At 60.2% G+C, this 7,314-nt stretch carries 4 protein-coding genes and 1 pseudogene; 1 reads left to right on the forward strand and 4 read right to left on the reverse strand.

Going from position 1 to position 7,314, the window contains the following annotated elements; translation table 11 throughout:
- Nucleotides 1-252: 252 nt before the first annotated feature.
- The 3 genes from RT424_RS23435 to nhaA all read right to left on the reverse strand — a co-directional run bounded on the left by RT424_RS23435 (nucleotide 253) and on the right by nhaA (nucleotide 5,511).
- Complete coding sequence (locus RT424_RS23435) at nucleotides 253-2,841, reverse strand: hypothetical protein (RefSeq protein WP_313443150.1); 2,589 nt, start codon at nucleotides 2,839-2,841, stop codon at nucleotides 253-255.
- Nucleotides 2,842-3,142: 301 nt separating this feature from the next.
- Nucleotides 3,143-4,267 (reverse strand): rod shape-determining protein RodA, encoded by a 1,125-nt coding sequence (gene rodA, locus RT424_RS23440; RefSeq protein WP_409521580.1) that lies wholly within the window; start codon nucleotides 4,265-4,267, stop codon nucleotides 3,143-3,145.
- Nucleotides 4,268-4,326: 59 nt separating this feature from the next.
- Nucleotides 4,327-5,511, reverse strand: a complete 1,185-nt coding sequence (gene nhaA / locus RT424_RS23445; protein ID WP_313443151.1) for a Na+/H+ antiporter NhaA — start codon at nucleotides 5,509-5,511, stop codon at nucleotides 4,327-4,329.
- A 170-nt stretch (nucleotides 5,512-5,681) separates the two neighbouring features.
- Here nhaA and RT424_RS23450 point away from each other — a divergent pair, with 170 nt between their 5' ends.
- A complete protein-coding gene (locus RT424_RS23450) occupies nucleotides 5,682-6,596 on the forward strand; it encodes a hydrogen peroxide-inducible genes activator (protein WP_313443153.1) in 915 nt (304 codons plus the stop codon).
- Nucleotides 6,597-7,177: 581 nt separating this feature from the next.
- Here the strand turns inward: RT424_RS23450 and RT424_RS23460 are convergent.
- Nucleotides 7,178-7,314, reverse strand: a pseudogene (locus tag RT424_RS23460) (IS91 family transposase); the annotation flags it as partial.

Raw genomic sequence — 7,314 nt, forward strand, 5'->3', positions numbered from 1 at the left:
GCGCGACTATACCCGCAAGAACGCTGGCGGAACCGTCACCAGCATTGATCTGGAAAATGCCATGGAGGCCGCCAGTGGCCGGGATCTTCACGCAACGTTTAAGGAAGGGGTTTTTGGCGAACCCGATTCAGCACTGAGTGATGGGCAGTAGCCGCGCAACCGTTGCTTTCCGCGTAAGCAGTCGACCCTAATCAGCCGCTCAGCCGAGGTTTTTTACTCCGCAGGCGCGGACCGTCCGCTTCTGCGCAAACATCAAAACCGCTTGAACATGCGTAGAGTGACGGTCCTGCCCAGCGGGTCGAGATAGGCAGGCTGGTAAGCAACAGGCGTCGTGCCGAGCCTGTCCCGCACGCGCGGCCGGGTGTTCGCTATGTTGTGAACCATGACATCGATCATCAGCTTCTTCGCCCAGCCTTCATTCGGCAACAAGCGCTCAAGGTCGCTGTAGACGGTCAGGTTTGTCGTTCCGAGCGGCGCGAAGGACAGGTCGGCGGTGGGCGCCGGGTTTCGCGCGCGGCTGCCGGAATGCCAAATCGACTGGAGGTAGAGGCCCAGCCCGTCTCGGAACAGGCTAAAATCCGCCTGCACGTCCCAGCAGGATCGTCCGCCGCTCGCAGTGATGCTATCGCCGTCGAGGAGATCGAGCGGGACCGTGCCCGGGCCGAGCCAAAGCTGGTCCTCCAGCTTGAGCGTCGGCGTCAGCGAGGCGTTGAGATAAGTGACTTTCGGCGGGGCGCCCTGCGTTGGGGACTGCGGCGGCGAACCGAGTGGGCCACCATAGGACAGGGTTGCCTTCAGCGTCCGTTGAAGCTCGCGGTACAGGTTGACGGGACTGAAGTCCACGCTCACGAGTTTCCCCGAAGCGTCCCGTACGAAGCGATCCGGAAATGCTGCGGAGATCGCCGGGGTCAGAACGGAAACGCTGGAAGACTGGTCGCGGATCGTGGAATCTTCGTAGATCAGGCTCGTGTGCACCGCGTCCGTCTTGAGCGGCGTCAGATTGGCGGTTACGGTCAGTGTACGCCGCCGTTCGGCCAGAAGATCGGGATTGCCGCCCAAGACAGACGTGACGAACAGGCTTTCGCCTGAAACCAGATCGACGAAGGGCGTGTTCGGGGTTGTGATGCGCGGTGCGCCGATCAGCGCGAGAATAGGCGCAGTCTCTGCATGTTTCAGCGTTGCCAGAAATTGCACGCGCTTCGTAGGCGCCCAGTTCAATCCGAGATGCCCGTTCAGCAGTGTCCCATGACGGCTTACCGTGCTTGCGCCGCCGGAAATTTCGGCCGAGAGGCGACCCAGGAACGGCAGCACTTCATATGCCGCTGAGGCAATGGGAATGCTTGCGGTGACACTACCGCCTGCCTGGTCGCGGTTGAGTGAGACGTTCGCATCGGGAAATGACCATGAGGTGCTGTCCGTACCAGATCGCAGCCCGCTCAATGTCGTTGTCAGGGTAAGCGGGCCTGCCGGCAGGGTGGCGGGAATGCCGTCCACCACGAGCTGGGCTTCGCTGTTCCGCACCGTCGATCGCGCACGATCCCTGATGACCGGCCCTACATCCCCTGAAATGATCGGCGAGAAGGCATCGCCGCCCATGCTGACCGCCTGCTGCGTGCCGGTCATGTCAAACCCGAGATCACTATCGGTGCGATTGCGGACTACGTCGTGGTTGAGCCGAAGCGTCCAGTTCCAGCCCCCCATCGATCCGACCAGCCCAGCGCCCGCCTGGAAGGTGTTATCGCTTCCTGTCTGCTTGAGTACCGGCAGTTCATTCAGGTAACGGTTCACGATCACGTCGGTGTCGAAGGGCGAGGTCGCATTGCCGGCGGGTACGAGAATCGAGGCAGTGGCGAGCCCTTGCAGCGACCAGTTTCGTCTGCGTTCGATCGAAAGGCTCAGCATGCCCGTCACGCTGCCGCCAAGAGGCTGGCTCACGAACCCCGACAGCTTTGTCCTGCGCTGGCGAGGGCGCAGACTGCGATAGGGGCCGAGGTCGGTCACGTTCGGCCGGTTGGCACTCGGCAGGTATGCGGCAAGGGTTCCGCGCGCATCCGGTGCCTTCGGGATGGCGGCGATGGGAACCGCCGTTCCAGCGAGTTCGCTAAGCCGGGGGTCGATCTCGCCGCCTCCGATTCCGGTTACATTCCCGAGAATGTCGAAAGGGATTGCGGGGTCGGGACTGATCCGCCGGTCTTCCTGCCGCAGTTCGGCCTGCTGCGTGACATAAGCCGTGATGCTCAGGCGGCTCTTGCCGCGCAGTCGCGTCATGCCGATGCTGCTGTCCGCCGTACCGCCGCCGCCGTCCGTGCTGGACTGTCCGCTGGCCATGGCCTCGTAGCCATGGAATTTCGCTTTGGTCGCAAAGTTCAGCACCGGTTGGTTCGGCGGATAGCCAAGGCGCGGTGCTGCTTCCTGCGGAAGCAACTCGATCGACTGGATGCCGTCGAAAGGAAGGGTGTTGACCTCGGTGGCGTCCAGGGGGCGCCGTCCATTGATGGCGTAGACGGGGGCTGAACCATCGGGCCCCTTGAGTTGTGCCCCCAGGCGCTGGATCATATCAGCGATGCTCGAAATGCCCATCGCCCGCAGTTCCTGCGGGTCGAAGCGGCGCAGCGGTTCTACCTCCGTAGCCGGCAACTGGTTGCGCACCACGATGTCTTCGGGATTAACCGGCGGCACCTCCTGCGCGGCCACCCTGCTTCCGGCAAAAAGTAGAATTACATTGCTGAGTAGTATCGTTCGAAATCGCGAATTCGATGCAGCCATATTTTCGACGCAATCCGTGCAAGCTGTGCTTAACTCACACCCTCTCATAAACGAAAAAATCGTTTCTATTATCATTATTTTTCAAGACCAAAATCACCGCTTGCCAAAATGTAGATCCAACTTTGGCAGTAATGGCCACTATGCCGCCCATCAGCCTCATCGGCACTGAACAGCAACGCAGAGAGGATCAGTCCTGCCGCCATCGACCCATGCCCGTCGCTCAGAGCCAGAATTCGGCTCCCCAGGTGCAGACCTTCCGCTCTTCCGGCAGCTCGCGACCACGTCCGGCCATTTCGGCCTAGTTCGAGGAACGACCTATTTCGACGTAAGCAGTCATTTGGCAATCCAACTGTCACTTCATAATCGTTCTTCAAATTCAGACAGCGAACGATCCAGTGCTGTTCAGGCGCGATCCGCCTACGTTCTCACGGTGGATGGCCATCAGGATGCCGAGCAGGATCAGCACCGTCATCATCGCTGAGCCTCCATAGGACATGAGCGGCAGCGGAATGCCGACGACCGGCGCCAGCCCCATCACCATGGCAAGGTTGATCGACACATAGAGGAAGATGGTGAAGGCCAGGCCGCAAGCCGTCAGTCGGGTGAAGATCGTGTCACCGGCGACGCCCAGGCGCCAGCCCCAGCGAATGAGATAACCGTAAGTCAACACGACGAAGAGCCCGCCCATGACGCCCCACTCTTCCGCCATTGTCGCGAAGATGAAATCGGTGTGCGCTTCGGGCAAATAGGCTAGGTGGCTTTGGGTGCCATCAAGGAAACCCTTGCCGAACAGTCCGCCTGATCCGATCGCTATTTTCGATTGGGTAATGTGATAGCCCGTGCCCAATGGATCGCCTTCCGGGTCCATGAACACCAGCACCCGATTTTTCTGATAATCGTGCAGCATGCTCCATGCGACTGGGAGTGCGGCAAGAAGAGCGGCACCCGCTGTTAAGAACCAGCGTAGGCCGACACCGGCGAGAAAGATTACGAGCACGCTCGCCATGGAAATCATCATGGCGGTGCCAAGGTCGGGCTGGAGCATTACCAGCGCAGCGGGGACAGCGAAAAGGGCGATCGGCGCAACAAGCACCGATGGTGTGCTGACATAGATCGCCGGTAGCCGGTGAAAAAACTTGGCGAGGCTGAGCACGACCGCGATCTTCATGAACTCGGACGGCTGCAACCGTATAAAACCGAGGTCGATCCAGCGTTGCGCACCCATACCGATTTTGCCGAACAGTTCGACGATCAGCAGCAGTACGAGCGTGACGCCGTATAGCGGATAGGCAATGTCCATCCAGCGGGCCACGGAGATGCGCGACAGAGCGAACATCAACCCGGACAGCAGTACAAAGCGAAGGCCCTGGTTGGAAGCCCAGGGCGAAATCGAGCCGCCCGCTGCGGAGTAGAGGGTAGCAAGACCGAACATTACGATCGCGATCAAGGTTGCCAGCATCCCCAAGGGAAGAGTGCGGATGGCTGTGGGGATGAACGACAACGCGGTAATGCTCCAGATACTGTCATGGAGGGCGGCCTGCCGCCCGTTTTCGGGGTGGGTCAGATTGCCGGTTTTGCTCGTTCCGGTTGCGCCCAGCGTAAGATGGCGTAGCCGATAATTCCGGACAGAAATGAACCAGCCAGGATGCCGATCTTGGCTTCCGACTGGAGCAACGCTTCGCCGGGAAATGCCAAAAGCGTGATGAACAAGCTCATCGTGAAGCCGATGCCGCACAGAAAGGCGACGCCAAGCATCTGTAGTCGGCTTGCATGAGCGGGCAGGTCCGCGAACCCAAAACGGATCGCAAGCATGGAAAACCCGAAGACGCCGATTACCTTACCGATCAGCAAGCCGAGCGCCACGCCCAGCGTGACCGGCGCAGCCAGTGCTTCGGCGGGCAGGCTCAGCACCGGGACGCCCGCATTGGCGAGGCCGAAAATTGGCACGATCAGGAAGCCAACCGGCAAATGCAGGAAATGCTCAACCCGGTGCAGCGGACCTTTCGTTTCACTGTCCGGACGCGCAGGGGTCCGGTCCATTGGGATAGTCAAAGCCAGAACGACACCAGCCAGCGTCGCGTGAATGCCGGATCGGTAGACCAGCACCCATAGCAGGATACCCAGTAGCAGGTACGGGCTGAGACGACGCACCTTGAACCGATTGAGGGCGATCAGCGCGGCGACCACACCTCCCGCTGCGGCAAGGTCGATGACCGACAGGTCAGCCGTATAGAAAAAAGCAATGATAATTACGGCGCCCAGATCGTCGATAATCGCCAGGGCTGTCAGGAATATGCGGAGCGACGCCGGCACACGGCTGCCGAGCATCGAGATAACGCCAAGTGCGAAGGCGATATCAGTGGCTGCCGGAATGGCCCAGCCATGCACCGATGCGCCCTGGTGGAAAGCAACGTAAACAAGGGCAGGAGCGATCATTCCTCCGGCTGCTGCGATCCCTGGCAGAACACGCCTCGACCAGCTCGAAAGCTGGCCATCGAGCATCTCACGTTTGATCTCCAGACCGACAAGCAGGAAAAAGACCGCCATCAGCGCATCGTTGATCCAGTGTCCCAGAGACAACGGCCCGATATAGAGATGAAGCAGTGCTTCATATCCCGGGCCAAGCGGAGAGTTGGCGATGATAAGGGCTGCCGCTGCCGCGCCCATCAGGACGAGTCCAGCAGAAGATTGCGCATCCAGAAATCGGCGCAGGGCACTGGGGTGGATGCGGTGATAGTCCGTCATGCGGTCGGCCTTGGCTGTGGGTCGTCAGGGTTGAGGGTTACTGGCCGCCCAAAAACACCCGCCAAAGCGAGTGACACAAACTGCCGAAGCCGCTGATATTCACAAAAGCGAGTGCGAGGGAAATTGGAAGTTTCGTTGCTGCTTATAGCTACAGGCTATAAGGCATAGGCATGCCGACGTTACAGCAGCTTCGTTACCTGGTCGCAGTCGCCGACACGCTCAGTTTCAGCCGTGCTGCTCAAGCATGCCACGTCACTCAGCCGACCCTTAGCCTTCAACTCAAGGAGCTGGAAGGCAGACTCAAAGCGCGCCTTGTGGAGCGGACGCGGGCACGGGTGATCCTGACACCAGTGGGGATCGAGATCGCCCATCGGGCAAGACGCGTGTTGGCGGATGTCGACGACATAAAGGAAGTGGCCCGGCGCGACGAACAGGGAGGCCTTAAGGGCACGCTTCAAATGGGCGTCGTCCAAACCGTCGGTGCCTATGTCTTGTCCGTCGCGATGCCATCGCTTCGCGCATGTTACCCGGACATGCGCATTTTCGTCCGCGAGGATCGTCTGGAAAATCTCCCCTCGAAGCTCTCCGACGGCACGCATGATCTGCTGCTCTTGCCAGAGGCGATCAATCACCCGGATTTCACCAGCACTCCCCTGATCCGGGAGCCGCTCCAATTGGTCATGCCGACGGATCACCGGCTCGCCCAGCATGCGGTGATTGATCCCGAAGCCATTGCAGGCGAGACGATATTGGTCATGGAGCGTGGACGTCGGCTCCATGATGAGATTGCTGCGCTCTGCAATGATTTTGGCGCGCTCCAGGCCCAGGATTACGCCGGGACGACGCTCGACACTCTTCGCCTCATGGTGACCACCGGAATGGGGCTGTCGCTGCTACCTGCGCTCTATGTCCGCTCGGATGTTCTGCGGGAGAAGCTGATTGTCGCACGGCCATTGTCGCGGCGGGCGCCTGTGCGTCAGGTCACGATGGTATGGCGCAGTTCATCCCCACGCAGCGATGCCTATCACCGCCTCGCTGCCACAATTGCGGAGACGTTGCTTCCGTGGGCGGAGAAGGAAGCTTAGGCCAAGCGCGTGGCATCCTTGGCCTCGACCTTTGCCGGCAGGCGGAGCGGCAATTGCCCTGCTCTACCATCCCACAGACAATCGTTCGAAGCGGGCAACAATCTGATCGTTGAGCAAATCCATGAGCCAGGCGGCGGCGTTCTCCTGCCAATGGCGCTATTGGTTTTCATCGGCACCATCACCACGCATCTCTTCGGCGGATCGGCAGGCCGCGGAGGTAAGCGGGGTAATGCCGGGTTTTGGCGAGAACCGTCATTCATCATAGTGTTTGGGAATGACCGCAAAGTCCAAGGATTTCGGGCGCTTGCGTACGGAATCCTGACATGGAGGAACCCGCGGGCCCCATCCACCGATCTATGGGCAAAAGGGCTTTGGTGTGGATCTGGTTGACTGAGGCAGACGTGCCAGTTTGCCCATCATAGGCAGGCTGGCAAGGGCTTTGGGTACGATTAGGCCGCGTTGCTTCCCTGACCCGGTATGCAATGTGCGCTGTTTTGATCGAGCCCGTGAGGTGGGCGCACTTTTCCGTATGGGCCGAGACGGAATGACCTCGGCCATGCTGTAGGGTGAGCCATGCCGGATCATGGCGCGTATTTCCGGGTCAGGAATGTTGGCGCCGGCGGTGCGCGAGGCTGATACCAACGCGCGAAGGCCTCGATGATGGTCATGTGCCCGCCGCAGCACGGACATGGCGGGCGGTGATCAGGCGGCTCGTCGG

The sequence above is a fragment of the Novosphingobium sp. genome (genome assembly GCF_032093395.1).
Classification (GTDB): Bacteria; Pseudomonadota; Alphaproteobacteria; order Sphingomonadales; family Sphingomonadaceae; genus Novosphingobium.

Excerpts from the sequence above, each read along its gene's own strand:
- nhaA (WP_313443151.1), bottom strand. The coding sequence starts at position 5,511 with ATGACGGACTATCACCGCATCCACCCCAGTGCCCTGCGCCGATTTCTG.
- RT424_RS23450 (WP_313443153.1), top strand. The coding sequence starts at position 5,682 with ATGCCGACGTTACAGCAGCTTCGTTACCTGGTCGCAGTCGCCGACACG.
- RT424_RS23435 (WP_313443150.1), bottom strand. The coding sequence starts at position 2,841 with ATGATAATAGAAACGATTTTTTCGTTTATGAGAGGGTGTGAGTTAAGC.